Annotated in this window: 12 protein-coding genes and 1 pseudogene; 6 read left to right on the forward strand and 7 right to left on the reverse strand. The window is 60.0% G+C overall.

What is annotated here, in order from left to right:
* Positions 1-16: 16 nt before the first annotated feature.
* From GTP41_RS18170 to GTP41_RS18190, 5 genes and pseudogenes are all read right to left on the reverse strand, one after another.
* Positions 17-547 (reverse strand): DUF4124 domain-containing protein, encoded by a 531-nt coding sequence (locus tag GTP41_RS18170; protein WP_161026993.1) that lies wholly within the window; start codon positions 545-547, stop codon positions 17-19.
* Between the two features lie 59 nt (positions 548-606).
* Positions 607-2,658, reverse strand: a complete 2,052-nt coding sequence (locus GTP41_RS18175) for a S9 family peptidase (protein WP_161026994.1) — start codon at positions 2,656-2,658, stop codon at positions 607-609.
* Positions 2,659-2,681: 23 nt separating this feature from the next.
* Positions 2,682-4,487, reverse strand: coding sequence for a hypothetical protein (locus GTP41_RS18180; protein ID WP_161026995.1), 1,806 nt, complete (start codon positions 4,485-4,487; stop codon positions 2,682-2,684).
* 420 nt (positions 4,488-4,907) lie between these two features.
* A pseudogene (locus tag GTP41_RS28105) lies at positions 4,908-5,402 on the reverse strand (ATP-binding cassette domain-containing protein); the annotation flags it as partial.
* Positions 5,403-5,404: 2 nt separating this feature from the next.
* The gene (locus GTP41_RS18190) at positions 5,405-5,815 is read right to left on the reverse strand and encodes a GntR family transcriptional regulator (protein WP_161026997.1); all 411 of its coding nucleotides are present in this window, start codon (positions 5,813-5,815) and stop codon (positions 5,405-5,407) included.
* A gap of 135 nt (positions 5,816-5,950) precedes the next feature.
* On the opposite strand from GTP41_RS18190, the gene guaB reads away from it, so the two are divergent.
* On the forward strand, positions 5,951-7,411 hold the full coding sequence (gene guaB, locus GTP41_RS18195; protein WP_161026998.1) for an IMP dehydrogenase: 1,461 nt from the start codon (positions 5,951-5,953) through the stop codon (positions 7,409-7,411).
* A gap of 53 nt (positions 7,412-7,464) precedes the next feature.
* On the forward strand, positions 7,465-9,066 hold the full coding sequence (gene guaA, locus GTP41_RS18200) for a glutamine-hydrolyzing GMP synthase (RefSeq protein WP_161026999.1): 1,602 nt from the start codon (positions 7,465-7,467) through the stop codon (positions 9,064-9,066).
* 286 nt (positions 9,067-9,352) lie between these two features.
* On the opposite strand, the gene GTP41_RS18205 is transcribed toward guaA, so the two are convergent.
* Positions 9,353-10,489, reverse strand: coding sequence for a hypothetical protein (locus tag GTP41_RS18205; RefSeq protein WP_161027000.1), 1,137 nt, complete (start codon positions 10,487-10,489; stop codon positions 9,353-9,355).
* A gap of 91 nt (positions 10,490-10,580) precedes the next feature.
* A complete protein-coding gene (locus GTP41_RS18210; RefSeq protein WP_161027001.1) occupies positions 10,581-10,910 on the reverse strand; it encodes a hypothetical protein in 330 nt (109 codons plus the stop codon).
* 255 nt (positions 10,911-11,165) lie between these two features.
* Here GTP41_RS18210 and GTP41_RS18215 point away from each other — a divergent pair, with 255 nt between their 5' ends.
* Genes GTP41_RS18215 through GTP41_RS18230 form a run of 4 tightly spaced genes read left to right on the forward strand, consistent with a single transcriptional unit; the run spans position 11,166 to position 19,580 of the window.
* Positions 11,166-11,786, forward strand: coding sequence for a recombinase family protein (locus tag GTP41_RS18215; protein WP_161027002.1), 621 nt, complete (start codon positions 11,166-11,168; stop codon positions 11,784-11,786).
* A complete protein-coding gene (locus tag GTP41_RS18220) occupies positions 11,783-14,452 on the forward strand; it encodes a TrlF family AAA-like ATPase (protein ID WP_161027003.1) in 2,670 nt (889 codons plus the stop codon). The genes GTP41_RS18215 and GTP41_RS18220 overlap by 4 nt, the downstream gene beginning before the upstream one ends.
* Entirely contained in the window at positions 14,434-15,603 is a 1,170-nt protein-coding gene (locus tag GTP41_RS18225) for an RNA/DNA-binding domain-containing protein (RefSeq protein WP_161027004.1), read from the forward strand. Before GTP41_RS18220 ends, GTP41_RS18225 begins: the two co-directional genes overlap by 19 nt.
* Positions 15,604-15,647: 44 nt before the next feature.
* Complete coding sequence (locus GTP41_RS18230) at positions 15,648-19,580, forward strand: NACHT domain-containing protein (RefSeq protein ID WP_161027005.1); 3,933 nt, start codon at positions 15,648-15,650, stop codon at positions 19,578-19,580.
* Positions 19,581-19,789 lie beyond the last annotated feature (209 nt).

Consider the following 19,789-nt stretch of genomic DNA (forward strand, 5'->3'; position numbering starts at 1 on the left):
AGGAGCAAGTTCCCGACTATTTGCAGGCTTTGTTGTAAGCGCTGCGGTCTTCCTGCAGGCGTTTGGCGCGGCCTTCGTCGGACATGTAGCCGCGCTCACCCTTATTGTCCACCTCGGAAATACGGACGCCGCTTTCCAGCAGGTCGATATTCTTCTTGGCCTCGCTGCAGTATTTGGTTTTCTCGTTGGCGCGGTTGGCATCCTCTTGCGCCTTGGCGGCATTTTCAGCAGCCAGTTTCTGGCGTTTGTTGTAGTCCGCGTTGCGTTCGGCCAGGGAGGGTTTGGCTGCCGGCGCTTTAGCGTCGGCTGGCGCGGCGGCATCCTCGCCTTCGGCTGCCGGCGCCGGTGCGGCCGCTTGGCGCGCATCGGCTGGCGCCAGGCCGCGCGGGGATTTCAGGACACGGTTGGCCGGGGTGCCCGGTGGCGGCGGCTGGTCGCTGAGCTGTTTAACGCCTTTCTCGTTCACCCAGATCCATTGCGCCTGGGCCAGGGAAGAACAGGCGATCAGCGCGGCGGCCAGCATACAGCGTGTAATACGTTGATTCATATCGGGAATTCCTTGGGTGAGAGTGTCAATTTCACCGCGAAATCCCCTCCATGTCAAATTTATTTCCTGTAAGCATTGTTGAGTGTGAGGTTTTGCTCGAGATAACGGCATAGCTCCGGCGCGCAGGGTTCCGGCGCGGGGCCACCCAGGTAGTCGTGCAGCAGGCGCTCCAGCAGGTGGACATAGGCCTGGCGCACGATAGGCTTGCGCGGGTTGTGGCCTTCCGCCGGGTCGACCAGCAAGGTTACTGCTTTGCCCGCCGCGTGCAGTCGCGCGGCGTACTCGGTAACGCTGGCAATTTCCACCTTGTCGTCTTTGCCGCCGGCCAGGAGCACGAGTGGCCGCTGTACCCGCGCCGTGCCGGCCAACGGCGCGTCTTTGCGCAAGGCGACCATGGCGGCTTCGTTGGCGGGACTGATGCCCATTTCATTGAAGCGCATGGCGGTCGGCAGGTCTTCGGTGCCCGCCAGGTTCTCGGAGGTCGCCAGTTCGATCACGCGGCTGAAGTCGGGCGGCGGCACGGTGGCGAAACCGAACTGGAACAGCTCGGGTGTATGGGTGAGCGCCAGCAGCGTGCTGTAGCCGCCGAAGGAGCTGCCCATGATGGCGAGCCGCGCCTTGTCGCCCACGCCGTTCTCCAGCAGCCATTGGACGCCCTCCATGATGTCGCGCTGGACGCGGCCATTGCCGAAGTCCATGCCGGCGGCCAGCATGTGTTTTTCGCCATACCCCGTGGAGGCGCGGAAATTGGGCTGGAAGGCGGCGACGCCGCGATTGGCCAGCCATTGCGCCAGCCAGTCGTATTCACCGTCGAAACGCGACCAGGGGCCGCCATGCACCACCACCATCAAGGGGACGCTGGCGGCGTCCCGCCCGCGCGGCAGGGTCAGGTAGCTATGAATGCGCCTGCCATCCGAGGCGCGGTAGCTGATGGCATGCTTGTCGGCCAGTGCTTCCGGTGCGAGCGGCTTGCCCAGCGCGCGTTCCGCCTGCAGCACTTCCTGGCTTTGGCGCGAGGCGCTGTCATACAGCCAGTAGCGCGGCTGCTGCAGGCCGGGGCCGGATTCGGCGACCAGCCAGCGCTGGCCGCCGGCGGCCGGTGTGAGGCTCGTACTGGCTTGCGCAAAGCGCGCATTGATGTCGGCCAGGGCGCGGCTGGCGCTTGCCGCCACGGCATAGTTGCGGCGCTGCGGCAGGTCGTAGGCTGCTGACAGGATGGCGCCGCTGCGTGGATCGGTGGCGACACTGCGCAGGTCGGCCATGGCGCGCGGGTCTTCATGCCGCAGGCGCGGCTTGCCGCTGGCCGCCTCGACTTCGAGCAGGGCGGTGCGGTCGCCCTGGTAGCCCATCAGCATCGTGATGCGCTGGCCGTCGGGCGAGATGCCGACCATCGAACACGGCCGCACCGGCTTGCAGCGCATGACTTCGCGCCAGCCGCCGCCAACCCGGCGCGCAATGACCTGGCTGTAGTCCGCTGCCAGGGTCTTGATGTACTCGGGCTGGCCTTTGGCGTCCAGCATGGCGTCGCGCAAGGGCGGGCCTTCGTATAGCTGCACGCGCTGGCCGTCGGCACCGTAGCTGAAAAGTTTGTAGATGCCCGCCTTGCGCTCGTATTCGCTGGCCAGGATGTGGCGCGGCCGGCGCAGGTCGATGTTCAGCACCTTGTGTTCGCGCGCGGTATCGAAAGCCGCAACGCTGCTTACGCTGCCGTCGGCGATGGCAACGGCTTTGATGCCGCTGGTGTCGTCGATGAAGACGGTGCTGCCATCGGTGGACCAGCTCAGGGTGCCGGGCGGAGCGTTCTTGAGCAGGGTGCGGGTGGTACCGCGGGCCGTGTCATACAGGTTCAGGCTGGCGCCCTGGCCGGTCGCCAGCAGGAAGGCGATGGCGTCGCCATCCGGCGCCAGGCGCACCTCGCGCATTGCCGGGCGCTGCACCAGGTCGGCCAACGTCAGGGTGGGCGCAGGCGCCAGGGCGGCGTTGTGGGCGGCGATGGTGCGCAAGTCTTGCGCTGGCGCCGCGCGGCCATGGCCGGCAGCGAGGGCGATGAGAAGCGAGCAAACTAGAGGGCGAGCGAGGGCCGCCCGCCCGTTCCGGGGCGAGAAAAGCATGGGTGTCTCCTTGGGTTAAAAAATCAGGCGGCGGCTGGTGTGCTGCCTCTCAGCCTGGCCGTTAGCCTTGCGCGGCGCGGCTGCATGACGGCCAGGCAGAGGAAGGCCGCCGGGCCGAGGAGCAGGCAGGCCATGACCCATCCCGCCCGCAGCCGTTGGCTGGCATCGGTGCGGCGCTGCCACCACCAGGCCGCTAGCGCCGACAGCACGGCAGCCAACACGGCGGCGATCCATGCGGCGGGCGGGCGCGGCAAAGTGAGCGGCAGCGGCGGGAAGACGCCGGGATTGGCCAGCAGCCGACCCGGCACCGAGTCCAGTGCATGCAGAACCGGGGAAATCCACCAGTCCTTATGCTCGAACAGGGTCGGGAAATCGTGTGTCAGCGGGCGTCGCGCCACTTCCATGGCCTGGCCTCCCGCCCCAATGAAGAGGGTGAGCTGCTCGCCGCCAGGCGCGCCATCGATCATGCGTTTGCCGAAGACGAAGCTGGCCAGCAGGCCGTCGGTCACGGTGGCGATATCGACACTGGCCAGGTCGGCCGCAGGGCCGGGCAAGGGGATGCTGAACAGCTCGCGCCGTTGCGGACTGTCTTCCAGGACGAGCAGGCGCTTGCTGGTGACGAGGTAGTGGCGCCCTTGTGCGGCACGCGCCGGGGTGCCGAGCAAGACTTCATCCGACGGTACGCGCAGGACCTCACGCCACGACCGGCTCGCCGCGTCATATACGGCCTGGCTATGCGGGAACATGGCGCTGACCCGGCCCGCTTCATCCTGTTCCACCAAAGGCAGCGAGGGCACGGCAAGGAACGCCTTGCGCTCGCCGGTGAAGGCGTTGCGTCCGATGAAGCCGGCGGCGTCCTGGCTGTAGGTCCAATCGAGCTTGTTGGCGGGGTCGCTGAAGCCGTGCGGCGTGAGCGGGCCGACCTGGTTGCGGATCGGGTAACGGTCAAGGTACACCGGGCTGGCGACACTGTTCTCTGCGCCGATCGCGGCGCGCCATTCCGCCGCGCGGGGATGGCGTGAGGTGGCGAGCCCCAATTGCAGCAACTGGTCTGGCGTACTGCGCACCGCTTGCGTATAGCCGCCAGCCGGCGGCACCTCGGTGTTTAATGGATGCGCGCCAAGCAGAATGGCTGCATATTGGTACGCCATCGAACCTCCCCAGCTGAGCAGGAAGTAAGCCGCCAGCAGCAAGGGCAGGGCGGTCGCCAGCACCGGGCCAGCGCCACGCGGCGCCGCGTGGCGATTCGGCTGCATGGTTGTCGCCACCATGGCCGCCAGCAGGAAGATGGACAGCGCGTCCAGGAGCAGCAGCTGGTACACCGACGTGATATAGAACTGCAGCAGGAACGGCAGCAGCACAATGGCGGCGCCCAGCTTGCTGCGGTTGAGCATGACGTAGCCGGCGCACAGCCAGGCCGCCATGGCGAACAGAGTGCCGTGCAGGACGACGGCGTAATGGTAGGCGTCCACCACGCGCGTGGTGAGCAGTTGGGTGCCGGCCAGGGCCAGCAAGCCCGGCAAGCCGATCACCAGAGCGACCAGGGTGGCCGATGCCGCGCAGATGGCGGCGGCGATCCGGCTGGCGGGTACTGGACGGTGCATGAGCCACATCCAGCGGTTGGGCTGGCGGTAGGTGCCGAACTGGTAAAGGCCAAAGCCGAACACCAGGAGCAGCTGGATGAACATCACCAGCAACTGGCGGTGCGCATGCATATGCACCAGGTCGCAAAAGCGCAGCACCAGGAAGAGCGCCAGCAAGTGCAGCGGCGCCGCGAGCAGGGCGGCGTTGCGGAAGCGGCGCAGTTCGGACAGGTAAAGTTCGCGCATAAAATCTCCTCAGGCAGCGCGTTTGGCGGAGGCATGGCCACGGCGCAGGAAGCCGTTCACAGCGCGTTCCAGCGTGGTTGACATGGACTGCACACTGCGCGCGCCCATGAGTTTCAGGCGCGCGCCGAATTCTTCCGGCTGGTCGAAAACCGTCAGGTGCGTAAGGCCGTCGATCTGCTGCACTTCCAGCAGGCCGGGCAGGGCGGCGAGATCGGGTGTCTTGAAGGGGAACTCCGCCACCCATACGCGCACGCGCTCGCAGAACTCGTCCGGCGCCGACATATGGCGCAGGCGCCCCCGCTCGATGATGACCAGGTTGTCCGCGACGCGCTCGATCTCTTCCATCTGGTGCGAGCAATACACGACGGTGGCATCGTTGTCCGTCGCCGTGAACATCAGCGATTCGAGGAAGGCGCGCTTGGCGACCACGTCCAGCCCCAGCGTCGGTTCGTCCAGGATCATCAGCTCCGGGCTTTGTGCCAGCGCCAGCGCAAGGCTCACGCCCGCCCGTTCGCCGCGCGAGAGCTGGGCGATCTGCTGCCCCGGCAGGACGTTGAAATTGCCTAGTACTTCTTCAAAACGCGCCTGATGCCAGCGCGGATACTGCTTGCGCTGCATGGCGGTGACATCGGATACGCGCAGCCAGCCGGGCAGGGAATGCTCCTCGTTGACGAAGCCGATGCGGCCGCGCAGCGCCGGCGTCAGCGCGCCGCTGTCGCAGCCCAGCACCGCCGCGCTGCCGGCCGTCGGCGATTCGAAACCGAGCAGCACGCGGAACAGCGAGGATTTGCCAGCGCCATTGGCACCGACAATGGCATGGACGCCGCCGCGCGGCAGGTCCAGCGTCATATCGTCCAGGGCAAGCTTGCGCTGGTAGAGCAGGCTTAGCCCCTTGGTCTGTATCGCGTAGTCCATGGTCAGGCAGTCTTTTTAGGTGTCAGAAAGGACAGTTCTTCATCGATGCGGCGCAGCACCTGCTCCTTCGGCAGGTCCAGCGCAATCACATCGCCGACAAAGCGCTGCACGGCTTCGTCCAGGCGTCGCTCGCGCTCTTCCGGCGCCAGTACCTGGCGCGGCGGCGCCACGAACAGACCCAGGCCGGCGCGCGCATCGAGCCAGCCTTCCGCCGTTAGCTCGTTATAGGCTTTCGCCACAGTGTTGGGGTTGATGGTGAGCTGCTGCGCCAGCCCGCGCACGCTGGGCAGGGCGGCGCCCACCGGCAATTCGCCGCTGGCGACCAGGCGGCGCACGCCATCCACGATCTGGCGTGTGATCGGGCGCGGGTCGCCCGGGGTGATTTGCAGCATCAAAGGGGTTCGGCGGCTCATTGGGTTACTCCACTGTACTAGTACGGATAGTACAGTACCCCGATTCCGGGGCGTCGTCAACTACTTGAACGAAGATTGCCAAGACGAAAGCGCGCATTTTCTGTATAATCTACTTTTGCGCCTATAGGAAATACTATGCGTCTGCTCCAAAAAGCACTCACTTTCGATGACGTGCTCCTCGTCCCCGCGTATTCCAACATCCTGCCTGCGGATACGTCCCTCAAGACTCGCCTGACCCGCAACATCTCCCTGAATATCCCACTGCTGTCCGCGGCAATGGACACCGTCACCGAAGCCCGCCTGGCTATCGCGATGGCGCAAGAGGGCGGTATCGGTATCATTCACAAAAACCTGAATCCAAAAGACCAGGCACGTGAAGTATCGCGCGTCAAGCGTTTCGAGGCTGGCGTGCTGCGCGACCCGATCACCATTCCGCCGGACATGAAGATCCGCGACGTGATCGCCCTGACCGAGCAGTATGGTATTTCCGGCTTCCCTGTGGTGCAGGGTAAAGAAGTGGTCGGTATCATCACCAACCGCGACCTGCGTTTCGAACAGGAACTGGACGCCGAAGTACGCGCCAAGATGACCCCGCGCGAAAAGCTGGTCACCGTCAGCGAAGGCGCCAGCACCGAAGAAGCCAAGCGCCTGATGAACAAGCACCGCCTGGAGCGCGTGCTGGTGGTGAACGAAGCGTTTGAACTGCGCGGCCTGATCACCGTCAAGGACATCCAGAAATCCACCGAACACCCGAACGCATCGAAAGACCAGCACGGCAAGCTGCTGGTCGGCGCGGCAGTCGGCGTCGGCGCCAAAGACCTGGAACGCATCGACCTGCTGGTCGCTGCCGGCGTGGACGTGCTGGTGGTGGACACCGCCCACGGCCACTCCCAGGGCATCCTGGACCGCGTAAAGTACATCAAGACCAAGTACCCGCACGTTGACGTCATCGGCGGCAATATCGCCACCGCGGCGGCAGCCAAGGCGCTGGTGGAATACGGCGCGGACGCGGTCAAGGTCGGCATCGGCCCAGGCTCCATCTGCACCACGCGTATCGTGGCAGGCGTCGGCGTGCCGCAGATCACCGCGATCTCGAACGTGGCCGAAGCGCTGAAGGGCACTGGCGTGCCATGTATCGCCGACGGCGGCATCCGCTTCTCGGGCGACATTTCCAAAGCACTGGCAGCCGGCGCATCCACCGTGATGATGGGCTCCATGTTCGCCGGTACCGAAGAAGCGCCGGGCGAAGTAATCCTGTACCAGGGCCGCTCGTACAAGTCCTATCGCGGCATGGGCTCCCTGGGCGCGATGGCCGACGGTTCGGCCGACCGCTACTTCCAGGACGCCAGCGCCAAGCAGGACAAGTTCGTACCGGAAGGCATTGAAGGCCGCGTGGCTTACAAAGGCTCCGTGCTGGCGATCATCTTCCAGCTGGTGGGTGGCGTGCGCCAGTCCATGGGCTACTGCGGTTGCGCCACCATCGACGAGCTGAAAGAGAAAGCGGAATTCGTCGAGATCACCTCCGCCGGCATGCGCGAGTCGCACGTGCACGACGTGCAGATCACCAAAGAAGCGCCGAACTACCGCTCCGAATAAGTAACCCGCAAAGCGGCGACCACGGGTCGCCGCTATTTTTTTTTGCCCCCGCTATGCACTCAAAAATCCTCATCCTTGATTTCGGTTCCCAGGTGACCCAGCTGATCGCACGCCGCGTGCGCGATGCGGGCGTGTTCTCCGAGGTGTACCCATACGACGTAGACGACGCATTCATTCGCAGCTACGGCGCATCGGGCATCATCCTGTCCGGTTCCCACAACTCCACGCTGGAAGGCGATTCCCCGCGCGCGCCGCAGGCCGTGTTCGAAGCCGGCGTGCCGGTGCTGGGCATCTGCTACGGCATGCAAACCATGGCTGCGCAGCTGGGCGGCAAAGTCGAAAACGGCCTGGTACGTGAATTCGGCTACGCCGAAGTGCGCGCCCGCAACCACACCGCGCTGCTGAACGGCATCAACGACTTCGTCACCGACGAAGGCCACGGCATGCTGAAGGTCTGGATGAGCCACGGCGACAAGGTGCTGGACATGCCGCCCGGCTTCAAGCTGATGGCGTCCACCGACTCCTGCCCGATCGCCGGCATGGCCGACGAAGAGCGCAAGTTCTACGCCGTGCAATGGCACCCGGAAGTGACCCACACCGTGCAGGGCAAGGCCATGCTGAGCCGCTTTGTGCACGAGATCTGCGGCGCCAAGGCCGACTGGAATATGCCGGACTACATCTCCGAAGCCGTGGAAAAGATCCGCGCGCAAGTCGGCACCGATGAAGTGATCCTGGGCCTGTCCGGCGGTGTGGATTCCTCCGTTGCCGCGGCCCTGATCCACCGCGCCATCGGCGACCAGCTGACCTGCGTCTTCGTCGACCACGGCCTGCTGCGCCTGAACGAAGGCAAGATGGTGATGGACATGTTCTCCAAGAACCTGGGCGTGAAGGTAATCCAGGTCGATGCGACCGAACAGTTCATGGGCCACCTGGCCGGGGTCACCGACCCGGAGCAGAAGCGCAAGATCATCGGCCGCGAGTTCGTGGAAGTGTTCCAGGCCGAATCTGGCAAGCTGGTGAACGCCAAGTGGCTGGCGCAAGGCACCATTTACCCGGACGTCATCGAGTCCGCTGGCAAAGGCAAGAAAGGCCAGACCATCAAGTCGCACCACAACGTGGGCGGCCTGCCGGAAACCATGAAGCTGCAGCTGCTGGAGCCGCTGCGTGAGTTGTTCAAGGACGAAGTGCGCAAGCTGGGCGTGGCCCTGGGCCTGCCGCATGAGATGGTGTACCGCCATCCATTCCCGGGCCCGGGCCTGGGCGTGCGCATCCTGGGCGAAGTGAAGAAGGAATACGCCGACCTGCTGCGCCGCGCCGACGCCATCTTCATCGAAGAACTGCGCAACACCCCGTACGAAGGCGCCGCTATGCCGGGCGAAGAAGCACCGAAGAACTGGTACGACGCAACGTCCCAGGCCTTCGCCGTGTTCCTGCCGGTGAAATCGGTTGGCGTGATGGGCGATGGCCGCACCTACGACTACGTCGTGGCCCTGCGCGCCGTGCAGACCCAGGACTTCATGACCGCGCACTGGGCGCATCTGCCGCACACATTGCTGGGCAAGGTCTCCAACCGCATCATCAATGAAGTGCGTGGTCTGAACCGCGTGGTGTACGACATCAGCGGCAAACCGCCTGCGACCATCGAGTGGGAGTGAATTCTTAAAATACTAATATTGTATTTTGATTCACTTTTCATAGTTAAGGCCCTGTTTTTACAGGGCTTTTTCTTTTAACTCTTCGTTCGCAAGCCACCAGCTTTTCGTCGTAGTTCATAATTCGAAAACAATTATAGTCGACGATTGACGTACTAATTTTGGGGTACGGTCAAGTAACAGTGGACTCCAGTTCGGGGCCGTACTAAATTGGGGAGCAGGTCAGGATGGAAGCGCGGCCCCTGGGGAATCTAGCCCCCAGTGGCAGCATTTTGAGTAGCTGGAATGCTCAATAAACTGTATTGGCAGTCATGTTGCCCCACAGTATTTTTCGATCCAACTTTTTGCCCTGGTAGATAACCTCACCAAATGTGTCGTCAACGACTCGCCGAACTCCTTCGCCTTCGTAGATGTGGACGTGGATACCAAGGGCCTGAGGTCTGTCTGCAGTCCAAAGCACAGCCGGTGTTGATGACCAAATATCAAAATGGTGACCCGGATAGTCATCAAGATTTAATTGCGTCTCAGGTTTGATATAAGTATTGCTATTGTTGAATTGATCATGAAGCGGCTTCAGTGGCGTCGAGACAATCTTTTCTTCGCTCCAAACGCTATCATTTCCGCAGTTGCCGCAAAAATGCTTAGCGTGGGGGGTTCTGGCAAAACTCCCAAGGTCGAGATGTGGATACTTACATTTCTTGCATGTTACGCAGTGCGTAGGGTTGCCCATTTCTAAAGAACGTACGAACTCAAATGCAGCCGGTGGAGTGACTTGAATCAAGGTGATGTCAGTGCTGGCAAATAGTCCCGTATTTTGATTGTAGGAGCAGACAATCGCGTCAAAGTCTCTGTCTAAGATTTTCTTGTCGCTACCCGAAAATCTCTTATGTACATGAATTCTCGGCGAACGCTTGGCGATTGGGCGGCTCGATAGTGCAGGTGGCAACGAACACCAAATACCAATTTCCTCGTAGTCGTTAAAGCTGACCTCCAGCGGGTCTACCACGTAGCTCATCTTCATCGAGTGATTACTGCACCGAACCTCACCTGATTCTGGCAGGGCCGCCAGGTCAGCATTTGTTCCCCAGTGAAGTTGATGTGTCTTGCAATACCAGCGCCTAGCGCCGTTACGGAATTTTCCACACGGTACTACATGGCATGGGAGAATCGCATCATCACCAGCTTTCCCTTCAAAATGCCCAAATACCTCTTCAGAACTGACAGCGATATTTCCGATCGTTCGTCCTGGAGCCCAGCAGACCGCTGACGCTGCAGAGTAGTCTTCATGTTCAAACTGAACGTCTTCTTCATCGCCATGCTTACGAATAAACTCCTTCCGAGCCATGCCAGTGCCGAGGTTGGACCATTCGCATTCCCATACCTCGACACGACCGGTTTCCCTATTGAGCTTGCGCGAGTAAAACATTTATCAAATTCCAAAAAATGGTGAGGGGACTAGTAGCAAGTCCCACAAGAAAAGTCTTATATAGAGCCGAACTTATGTGGCGAACTCCGAATCACGTATGGTCGGCGCGGAACGTTTCCATCGCGGTTGCCAAGAATTTCGCCTCGTCCGGTCGCAGCACGCATCGATTAAGATCGACAGTGACAGTGAAAGCGTTGAATTTCTCGTCATATTGTGCTGCTACGTTGTGGCCGGCAAAGAACTGAGCGTAGTCGTCGATAACGGATTCATGGAGGCGTTGGCGGCCAGTCCCGGCTTTCAATTCGCCCGCCGTGATGCGAAAGGTGTAGACCATATCGCCAGAGTGGGCCACTCGGTTTATCGATGAGTTGATGAAAGAGGAAAAGGCGTCTTCCAGGTAATTCAGGTCTTGTGTCTGCATGGCGGTGACTCCAGGTGAGGTCTAAGCATCTTGTAAGAGGACTGTATCACATCTGTAAGATATTTTCAAAGGGGCTGTAGCAGTGCTGGAAAGCCCCCTGTCTGATCAAAGTACGCATGATTGGCTAAGGTTGAGCTTGAAAGTGTTCATAAAACGGTCGTTTTCTGAACATGGGCAACATGCATGCTGAATGGCCGCTAGAAGCGGCCAATGTGTTAAAATTCCCATCTATTTTTCAACGTCCGGTAACTGTTAATGAATCAACGGATCGGCTATGCCTGCGTTTCGACAGATGACCAGAACTTGGATCTGCAGCGCGACGCACTGCGCCTAGCGGGGGTTAGTTCCATCTATGAAGAAGCTGAGGGCGGGAAGACGGCTGTTCGACTGGAGCTTGACCACTGCCTGAAGGCGTTGCGAACAGGTGACACCCTTGTGGTGTGGAGGCTAGATAGGCTCGGACGCAGCCTGGCGGACCTTGTGCACATCGTTGCTGGCTTAGAGGAAAAAGGGATTGGCTTCGAGAGCATCACCGAGAAGATCGAAACCACTAGCGCGGCCGGGAAGCTGGTCTTTCATGTGTTCGCGGCGCTGGCAGAGTTCGAGCGCAACCTGATTCGGGAGCGGACACGGGCTGGTCTTGTCGCGGCACGAGCACGTGGTCGCTCTGGAGGGCGCAAGCCGAAGCTGGATGCGCGACAAATTAGGGAGATCAAGCGCTTGATGTCTGACCCGGCTATCCCAGTCGGCCAGATCGCCGAGCGATACAAGGTCTCGCGGACAACCATTTACAAGGTGGCCCCCCGCAGTGCTGTGCCAGCTAGTGAGCCACAGCCCAAGATCGCGGAACCGTCAGCATATGAGGAGGATCAATGATGGCAAGTCTGGCGCCAAAGCAGTCAGGGACTCAATCCGTTGTCTTCACAGAAGGAGCACAGTGGGTACGCACAGACTTTCACCTTCACACCCGCGCAGACCGCGAATTTAAGTATTCGGGCGATGACAACTTTTACAACAGCAACTATGTAGATGCGTTGGAGAAAGCGAACATTCGACTTGGCGTCATCACTAATCACAATAAGTTTGACCTCGACGAGTTCAAAGCACTGCGCAAGACGGCCCATAAGAAAGGTATTGCGATGCTGCCAGGCGTCGAGTTGTCGGTCAACGATGGGGCCAATGGCATCCACACACTTGTCGTTTTCTCGGACGCATGGATTAATGAACACGACTACATCAATCCTTTCCTGACCAGCGCATTCGAAGGTAAGACTCCCGCACAGTACGAACAGGAAAATGGCCGCACGTCGTGGTCTCTTCTGGAGACGATCAAGAAGCTCGAAAGCTATCACCGGGATTTTTTCCTGGTCTTTGCTCATGTCGAGGCACCTAGTGGTTTGTGGGCCGAGTTGGATGGAGGCCGACTGACCGAGTTGGGACAGAACGAGTTCTTCCGACGTAGAACCCTCGGCTTCCAAAAAGTCCGCACCCACGATGGAGCGGGCAAAGATAAACCCTGCCGCACCAAGATTCAAAGCTGGCTGCAGAGCTGGTATCCCGCTGAACTGGAAGGCAGTGACCCCAAGTGCGTCGATGAAATCGGCAAGGGCAAAACCAGTTACCTCAAGTTGGGCGAGCTGTCCTTCGAGGCGGTCAAGTTTGCCTTGAGCGATCCCGCTGGGCGAGTAGCCATGGAGCCGCCCAAGCATCAGGCTTCGCACGTCCGCAGCATCCACTTCGACGGCGGCATCCTCGACGGGCAGACGCTGCATTTCTCTTCCGAGCTGAACGCACTGATCGGCATCCGGGGGAGCGGAAAGTCATCCATCTTGGAGGCAGTGCGGTACGCCCTCGATATTCCAAGGGGCGAGAAAGCGCAGGACACGAAATACAAGGATGAGTTGATTCGCCACACCTTAGGTAGTGGCGGCAAGGTGACGCTGACGGCCTCCGATGTGTACGGGCAGGAGTTCACCGTTTCCCGCATCTTCCGCGAAGCGCCGAATGTCTACTTGGGCGGAAAATTGCAGCCGGGCGTGTCGATCCGGGAGACCGTACTGCGTCGTCCGATCTACTTTGGCCAGAAGGACCTCTCTAGCACAGGCGAAGGGTTCGAGACTGATCTGGTGGAAAAGCTGGTTGGCGAGAAACTTCGTGTGCAGCGTGACGAAATCGATGCCCAACGCCAGCGTGTACGCGACGCTGCTCAGCGCTGGCTCAAGCTGAGCAATACGGCCGAGCAGAAGCGCGACTTCGAGACTCAACTTAACGATGCCAACTTCCGTCTGACCAAGTTCGCGGAGCACGGCATCGCCGACAAGCTTCAAAAGCGCCTCGGTTTCCAGCAGGACGCTACTGCGCTGGCTCGCATGAAGGAACGGGCGGACGACTTCATCCGCGCGTTGGGGCAACTGATAGCCGAACACGAAGACGAGTTGCGCAATGCCACGAGCTACACCTCCAAGCAGAACCCGGATTTCTTCGCGGCGTACTACGCCGAGTTCGCCAACCTCGTTGCAAAGGTCGATCAGCTCAAGCAGATTGAGAAGGACGCGCGCGCCGTTGTGGGGCGCCTCAAGGCCAAACAGGGCGAATTTGAAGGTGCAAGCAGGAGCCTTCAGGAAGAGTTTGCCCAGGTCGAGCGGCAATTAGCCCAGGAACTCAAGCAAACTGGCATGACGGCCATCCAACCAGACGACTTCCTGGCCCAGCAGCAACGTAAGACTAAGGCGGAGCAAATGCTGGAGGCGTTGGCCAAGCAGGAATCACAGCAGACAAATATCCGCGACGCGCTAATCGCGGAGATCGACAAGCTCAACGAACTTTGGCTGCGCGAATTTAACACCATCAAGGTGGAGCTGGATCGCGTGAACGCTGGCCACACCGCTTTGCAGATCGAAGCTGACTTCAAGGGCGACAAGGAAGCCGCCATTAGCTTCATGCAGCAGCTCTTCAAGGGAAGCAACATCCGCGAGACCACGCTGCGCGCAGTGATGGAGGACTATGCCGACTTCGGCGGCCTCCTGCGTGCCCTGCCGGGCGCTTTGGCCAAGGCTGGCAGCACCCCCGAGGTCTTCGAGAAGACCTTCATGCAGAACCTGACCGAGTTCGTCACCTGGCAGGTTCCCAGCCGTTTCGTCATACGGTATCGCGGGAAGGAGCTGAAGCATCACTCACTAGGGCAGCGAGCTTCTGCGCTGCTGTTGTACGTGCTCAGCCAACGGCAGAACGACGTAATCATCATCGATCAGCCAGAAGACGATCTGGACAACCAGACTATCTACGACGACGTGATCAAGCTGCTGCGTGAGATGAAGCCTCACGCCCAGTTCATCTTCGCTACCCACAACGCCAATTTCCCGGTGCTGGGTGACGCGGAGCAGGTGCACGCCTGCGAGTACCAGGATGAAAGGGTCAACGTGGAAAGTGGCAGTATCGACGCCCGCCCGGTACAGCGCGCCATTATCAACATCATGGAAGGAGGCCAGGAGGCCTTCAACCGTCGCAAAGAGGTGTACAACCTATGGAAACCACAGAGCTGATCGACCTGCTCAGCCGGGGCGAGGACAGCCGGCAGCAGTTCAAGGCAGACATGACCAATGCGGATGCCTTGGCTGCAGAGATCGTGGCCTTCTGTAACACGGCTGGCGGGCGCATCTTCATTGGTGTGAACGACGACAGTACGGTGCGGGGTTTGTCCGGAGCCGATGTCGCCCGTCTCAACCAACTCATCGCCAACGCGGCCTCACAGGTTGTGCGTCCCGCCGTAAACCCGCTCACCGAAAACGTGCCACATCCAAATGGCACAGTAATGGTTGTCTCCATTCCAGAGGGTGTCAACAAGCCCTACATGGACAAAAACGGCACCATCTGGGTGAAGAATGGTTCAGACAAGCGCCGCGCAACGTCGCGCGAGGAACTGCAGCGGCTTTTCCAGCAGGCGGGGTTGGTGCACGCCGATGAAACGCCCGTGGCGGGCTTGAGTGCGGGCGATGTTGATATGTCCTATTTTGAAGGGTTCTTCGAGCAACAATTCGGCGAGCCGCTCGCCCAACATAACCAGCCGTTGCCGCAGTTGCTGAACAACATGAACCTGATGAACCAGGGACTGCTCAACGTAGCTGGCAGCCTGCTATTCGCGAGGGCACCGCAGTACGCGCTACCTGCTTTCATTGTCAAGGCTGTCGCCTTTGTCGGCACGCAGATCGAGGACGAACGCTACATCGACAGCCGCGACATTACCGGCAAGCTAGCCGATGTCTTCCAGCAGACACTGGGCTTCATCATTGCCAACACTCGCGCCGCGCAGGGCGAGCAAGGATTCAACTCCCCGGGCCTGCCTGAGATTCCACGTATTGTCTGGGAAGAGCTGGTCGCCAACGCCCTCGTTCACCGCGACTACTTCATCAGCGCGCCGGTACGCGTCCTGGTCTTTGCGGATCGTGTAGAGATCATCAGCCCCGGTCATTTGCCTAACAACCTGACCATCGAGAACATCAAAGCTGGCAACTCCAACATGCGTAATCCCATCCTTGCCTCTTTCGCGGCAAAGCTCCTTCCTTATCGCGGTCTAGGCAGCGGCCTATTGCGCGTGCTTCGAGCCTGGCCGCAGGTCGAACTCATCGATGATCGTGGCGGTAACCTTTTCAAGGCCATCGTGCAGCGGCCCAATGCGCCGGGGGCGGCGGGATAGACAGCAGCTAGCTGGTAGAACGAGATGAAGTGATAGGTGGGGGAATGACCTCAAAACGAATGACGGGTGGCAGTGCTGCGGAGCGCGGGCTGGATTTCCAGGCGCGCATAAGCGCAATCGTGATGGCTCACCTGCTAGCAGAACGGCCACTGGGCTGGCTCGAAGGGGTATTGGACGACACGCCGCTGGGGCTGCACGCAGAAACGGGCGGTCCAGGGGATGATGTTCGCTTCTCGGTCAAGGACGGAAAGCACGTGGAGCTTCAGGCCAAGCGCGGGCTTCAACGAGGAGATGACCTTTGGGATGCCCTGATGGACTTGTCCAGAGGTGTTTCTGACGGCACGATTGACGCGGCGGTCTTGGCTGTGTGCCCAAACAGCAGCGGCACGATCCGCGAAGCCTTGGCCGAGGACATTATCCGGCTGGGGACGGGACGAAGCGACGGATTGCGCGAAATTGGCCAAGCTTGGGCGGCGCGGCTGTTGGCATCGTCCTTGGACGCCACCTTGGTATGCAAACACTTGCGCATCGTCGTGGTCAGCGCGGTTGACGGAAGCCGGGAGGCTGAGGCTATGGCCGCTGAGCGGCTTGGCCGCATCGTCCAAAACCAAGAGGCAGCGTGGCCGGTGCTAGTGGAGTATGGGCGGCGCTTGATACGTAGGAGGGAGCGGTCGGCACCAGAAGACATCTACCGAACCTTGTCGCTCGCCAAAGTCGCACTGAAGACTAGCGAGATCGACACGCGCGTTCAGTTGTCAGCAGCCACACGCCAATGGCTGCATCGTACCCACGCCGGCATGACCGTCCTTGGCGTGCATAGCAAAGTTCCCTTCGAGACATGTTGGCTCGAACTGGATGCACAGGCGATGGACGATACGTCCACTGATCAAGAGGACCTCGATAAGGCTCTTCGCCGCTACCATGAGTACGGCCATCGTCGCGGGACCGGCGGCCCCTCCTTTGATTCCCAGACTATCGCACGTTTTGTCAGGAAGTGTGTCGTCGTAGGTGGCCCTGGTATGGGCAAGTCAACATTGCTCAAGAAGCTGGCATTGGACTACTCGGCGGACGGGTTCCTGACTCTCCTCGTGCGCCTGCCACAGGTAGTTGCCCTTCTGGCTCGAGATGGTCGCCGTTTCGAGGAAAGCTTGATGGAGGTGGCTCTCAGCGGTTCGGGCCTTCGAACGCCACTCGTTTCACTCGAAGGGGCAGTCATCTTGTGCGATGCGTTGGACGAGTGCGGAAGCCAACAGCCACTGGTGACTGCGAACCTACACGCTTTCTCCGTAGCGCATCCAAACACCCGCATAGTTGTAACCAGTCGCCCCATCGGCTACCGTTCGGGTGAACTTGCAGAATGGCGGCATTATGAGCTGCAACCGCTGGATGACACCGCTGCCGAGAAGGCGGTCACCAAAGTGCTTGAGGCGATTCCATTTGCAAACGCAGCGCTGCGATCACGCGCGGTTGGGCAAGCAATCGCCCAACTGAGCGCCAAGACTATCAAGGGTGCTGCCGCACGAAGTCCCCTTATGATCACACTGGTGGCAGCCCTTTCTGTCAAGGGAATTGAGCCTGGACTGAAAAAGGGCGGTTTGTACCGCAAGCTTTTCCAGTTGTTGCAGGACCATCCGCCCGCTCGGCTTACCGAACGCCCCCCAAGCGACCCGGAAAGAAACCGATTTCTGGAGATGCTCGGGTGGTGCCTTTTGTCACACGGGAACGAACCGGCCGAGCAAACTCTTTCACGATGCGCTCGTTGGTGGAGCGAAGAAACGGGGCAATCCTTTCTCGTCAGTGAGACGAAGATCAGCGAATGTCTTGGCTACTGGGAGTGTCTGGGCGTCGTCGAACGGGTACGCACGTACACCCAGGAGGCGATTACGTTCGTCCACAAGACTTTCGGGGAGTTTGCGGCCGCCCGGTACATGTCTAAGTGCCCTCCTGAATCGCAACGAGGCATCATCGGGCGCGCGATCTGTACACCAGATTGGAAGGAGGCCTTGTCGTTCGCCAGCCATCTCGGCCTCACGTCACTAATCCTTCAAGTCTGGGCGGAACTTGCGGAGCTTGGTGACACTAAGGTCGGTAATAGGCTTGACGATGCCGTCGAGTTGGTGGTTCAAGCGGGAGCGCCGTTGGCGACGGATGCCCTTGCGAGCTTTGTGCAATGTTGTTGGCGTGCCGTGGAGAACACGGCATCGCGGGTGCGCTATGCCGCCGGAGAAGCACTTTGCTTGGTGTCCCAGGAGCATTGGAGTCTGATCAAGGAAGGGGCCTTGGCACGACTGGAGTCGCCCGATGGGTGGAACCGACTGGTAGCTTGGGCCTGTCTATGCGTCAGCACGGACCACGGACTGCCGATTCCTGCACTCACTGAAGCGCTACCCAGGTTGGCCGAATCTCGGCCGACAGACTCTTACCTTGGCGGATTCTCCCTCAGACCGAATGGGAGTGCCGTTTGGCAGCACCTAGTGCTAGGCGCAGCGCGGCGTATGCTTGTCACTCCACCAGAGCCAGACGTGCTGCGAGCGCTCCATGAACTGATTGGTAGTGCCAAGGGATTGAATGTAAGCGCCATCGGCGAGTTAGAGCGGGTATTCAGGCAGGCGGGACAGGAGTTGGGCTGGCTACTGGACGGAGCATGGTCAAAGAGCATGGCCGGGCTGATGCCGAATCGTGAACAATGGAACCGGGAGGCAGCTTACTTACTCGCACTTATCGAGGACCCCTTGGTGATGAGTGAAGAAGCCGAGAGCCTCGATTCTGGTCGCAGCTTTGAGCTAGGAGCGTGCATGACGGCAATCTCCTATTGGGAGATGCCTGTGGGGGACGCCCCAAGCGCAACGGCGTCAGCGTCGGGGGATGCCGCAAGGCGCTTAGTCATTCACGCGCTTGCTCGGGGTGCAGGTTTAGACCACTCCCAACTAGTGCGACAGGCTCGTGCGATGAACAGGGAAATCCTTCAAGATATAAAGAACGAAGCATTCGTCTTCTTTAACTTGCCGAAGGTAGATGCTAAGGCAGAACTCGATCATCCGCTTGTCGACAAGCAATTTATGCCTATGCTCGAAGAATTGATTGTTGGTCCGTGCCACCTCTTTGCGTTGAACGCGGCTCACGTGCTCTATTCAATGAACGAGGACCCAGAATACTACGGTACAGTGAAGCGTCTTCTGACCCGTGGCCGCGGCGAATCGCTTCGTTTGTCCGCTGCGCTGGCTAAGCATCTGCCTGATCAGACAGGACAACAGCTCATACTCGGTCGCCTTTGCCAAGGAGAAAGCACTTCCGGGTGCCGGTACCTATATTCGAGCCTGATCTCTCCTTATGGCGTCCCTCACCTTGAAGCTGTTCGAAAAGGTCTAGGTGGTAGGTCAGCCAGCGCCGCCAAGGCAGCTGCGGAGTTAGTTAAAGAGTTTCCTATGGACGGCGCATTGGCGGAAGAGTTGCGCGACTTTTTCGATGAATGGCGGGTCAAAGAAGCGCCGTATCCGAAAGGAGGCGGAGTCGTCCCGGAAAGTCCTCGTGACGAGTTGGCCAAAGTCCTGGCTGCGGCGTATACGCAGGACCACGAATTCCTTCTGTACCTGCTGACGGACGAGCGACCTGAGGTGCGAAGCGCTGCGCGCGACCATTTCCTAACTGAAGCTGCCGGCTCAGCACTGTTGCGCTCAAAGCTCTTGGAACAAACTGTAACCGGTGGGCTACGGCCGGATCTCCTCCGGGCAGCTATATTCAAGGGGCTATACTCAGAGGCGGAGGAGGTAATGGCTGTGGCCCGCTTGCTTCGCAGTGAAGATGCTCGACTTCGCTATGCCGGCTTGCCCATTCTCGACGTCAAGTATCTTCATCCGGATCAAGTGCGAGATGAAAGCAAACGGCTTTTATTGGACGGGGAGTTGGACATTAGGGATGGAGCCAGTCAAGCGCTACAAAGACTAGGGGCGTCGGGCTCGGAGCCGCAAAAGGCATAGCCCGATTTCGCGACGGATTCCGCGTCCGCGACCAGGTCAGTAGTTAACTGGTTGCACTCGTTACGCAACAACTTTAGCGCGCGCTACACATGGTATTTCTAATGGTATCGGGAATATGAGCGATGGAAAATCTTTAAAAATCAATCGAATAGCTCTGTTGTTAATTACTGAGTGGGAATCATTTCCCGTCTGGCTGCAGCACGCAGCAC

It is taken from the genome of Pseudoduganella guangdongensis, assembly GCF_009857475.1.
Lineage (GTDB): Bacteria > Pseudomonadota > Gammaproteobacteria > Burkholderiales > Burkholderiaceae_D > Rugamonas > Rugamonas guangdongensis.

What these genes read in the sequence shown, in the direction of transcription:
- GTP41_RS18170 (WP_161026993.1), bottom strand. Translation starts at nt 547, where the DNA reads ATGAATCAACGTATTACACGCTGTATGCTGGCCGCCGCGCTGATCGCC.
- GTP41_RS18175 (WP_161026994.1), bottom strand. Translation starts at nt 2,658, where the DNA reads ATGCTTTTCTCGCCCCGGAACGGGCGGGCGGCCCTCGCTCGCCCTCTA.
- GTP41_RS18180 (WP_161026995.1), bottom strand. Translation starts at nt 4,487, where the DNA reads ATGCGCGAACTTTACCTGTCCGAACTGCGCCGCTTCCGCAACGCCGCC.
- GTP41_RS18190 (WP_161026997.1), bottom strand. Translation starts at nt 5,815, where the DNA reads ATGAGCCGCCGAACCCCTTTGATGCTGCAAATCACCCCGGGCGACCCG.
- guaB (WP_161026998.1), top strand. Translation starts at nt 5,951, where the DNA reads ATGCGTCTGCTCCAAAAAGCACTCACTTTCGATGACGTGCTCCTCGTC.
- guaA (WP_161026999.1), top strand. Translation starts at nt 7,465, where the DNA reads ATGCACTCAAAAATCCTCATCCTTGATTTCGGTTCCCAGGTGACCCAG.
- GTP41_RS18205 (WP_161027000.1), bottom strand. Translation starts at nt 10,489, where the DNA reads ATGTTTTACTCGCGCAAGCTCAATAGGGAAACCGGTCGTGTCGAGGTA.
- GTP41_RS18210 (WP_161027001.1), bottom strand. Translation starts at nt 10,910, where the DNA reads ATGCAGACACAAGACCTGAATTACCTGGAAGACGCCTTTTCCTCTTTC.
- GTP41_RS18215 (WP_161027002.1), top strand. Translation starts at nt 11,166, where the DNA reads ATGAATCAACGGATCGGCTATGCCTGCGTTTCGACAGATGACCAGAAC.
- GTP41_RS18220 (WP_161027003.1), top strand. Translation starts at nt 11,783, where the DNA reads ATGATGGCAAGTCTGGCGCCAAAGCAGTCAGGGACTCAATCCGTTGTC.
- GTP41_RS18225 (WP_161027004.1), top strand. Translation starts at nt 14,434, where the DNA reads ATGGAAACCACAGAGCTGATCGACCTGCTCAGCCGGGGCGAGGACAGC.
- GTP41_RS18230 (WP_161027005.1), top strand. Translation starts at nt 15,648, where the DNA reads ATGACCTCAAAACGAATGACGGGTGGCAGTGCTGCGGAGCGCGGGCTG.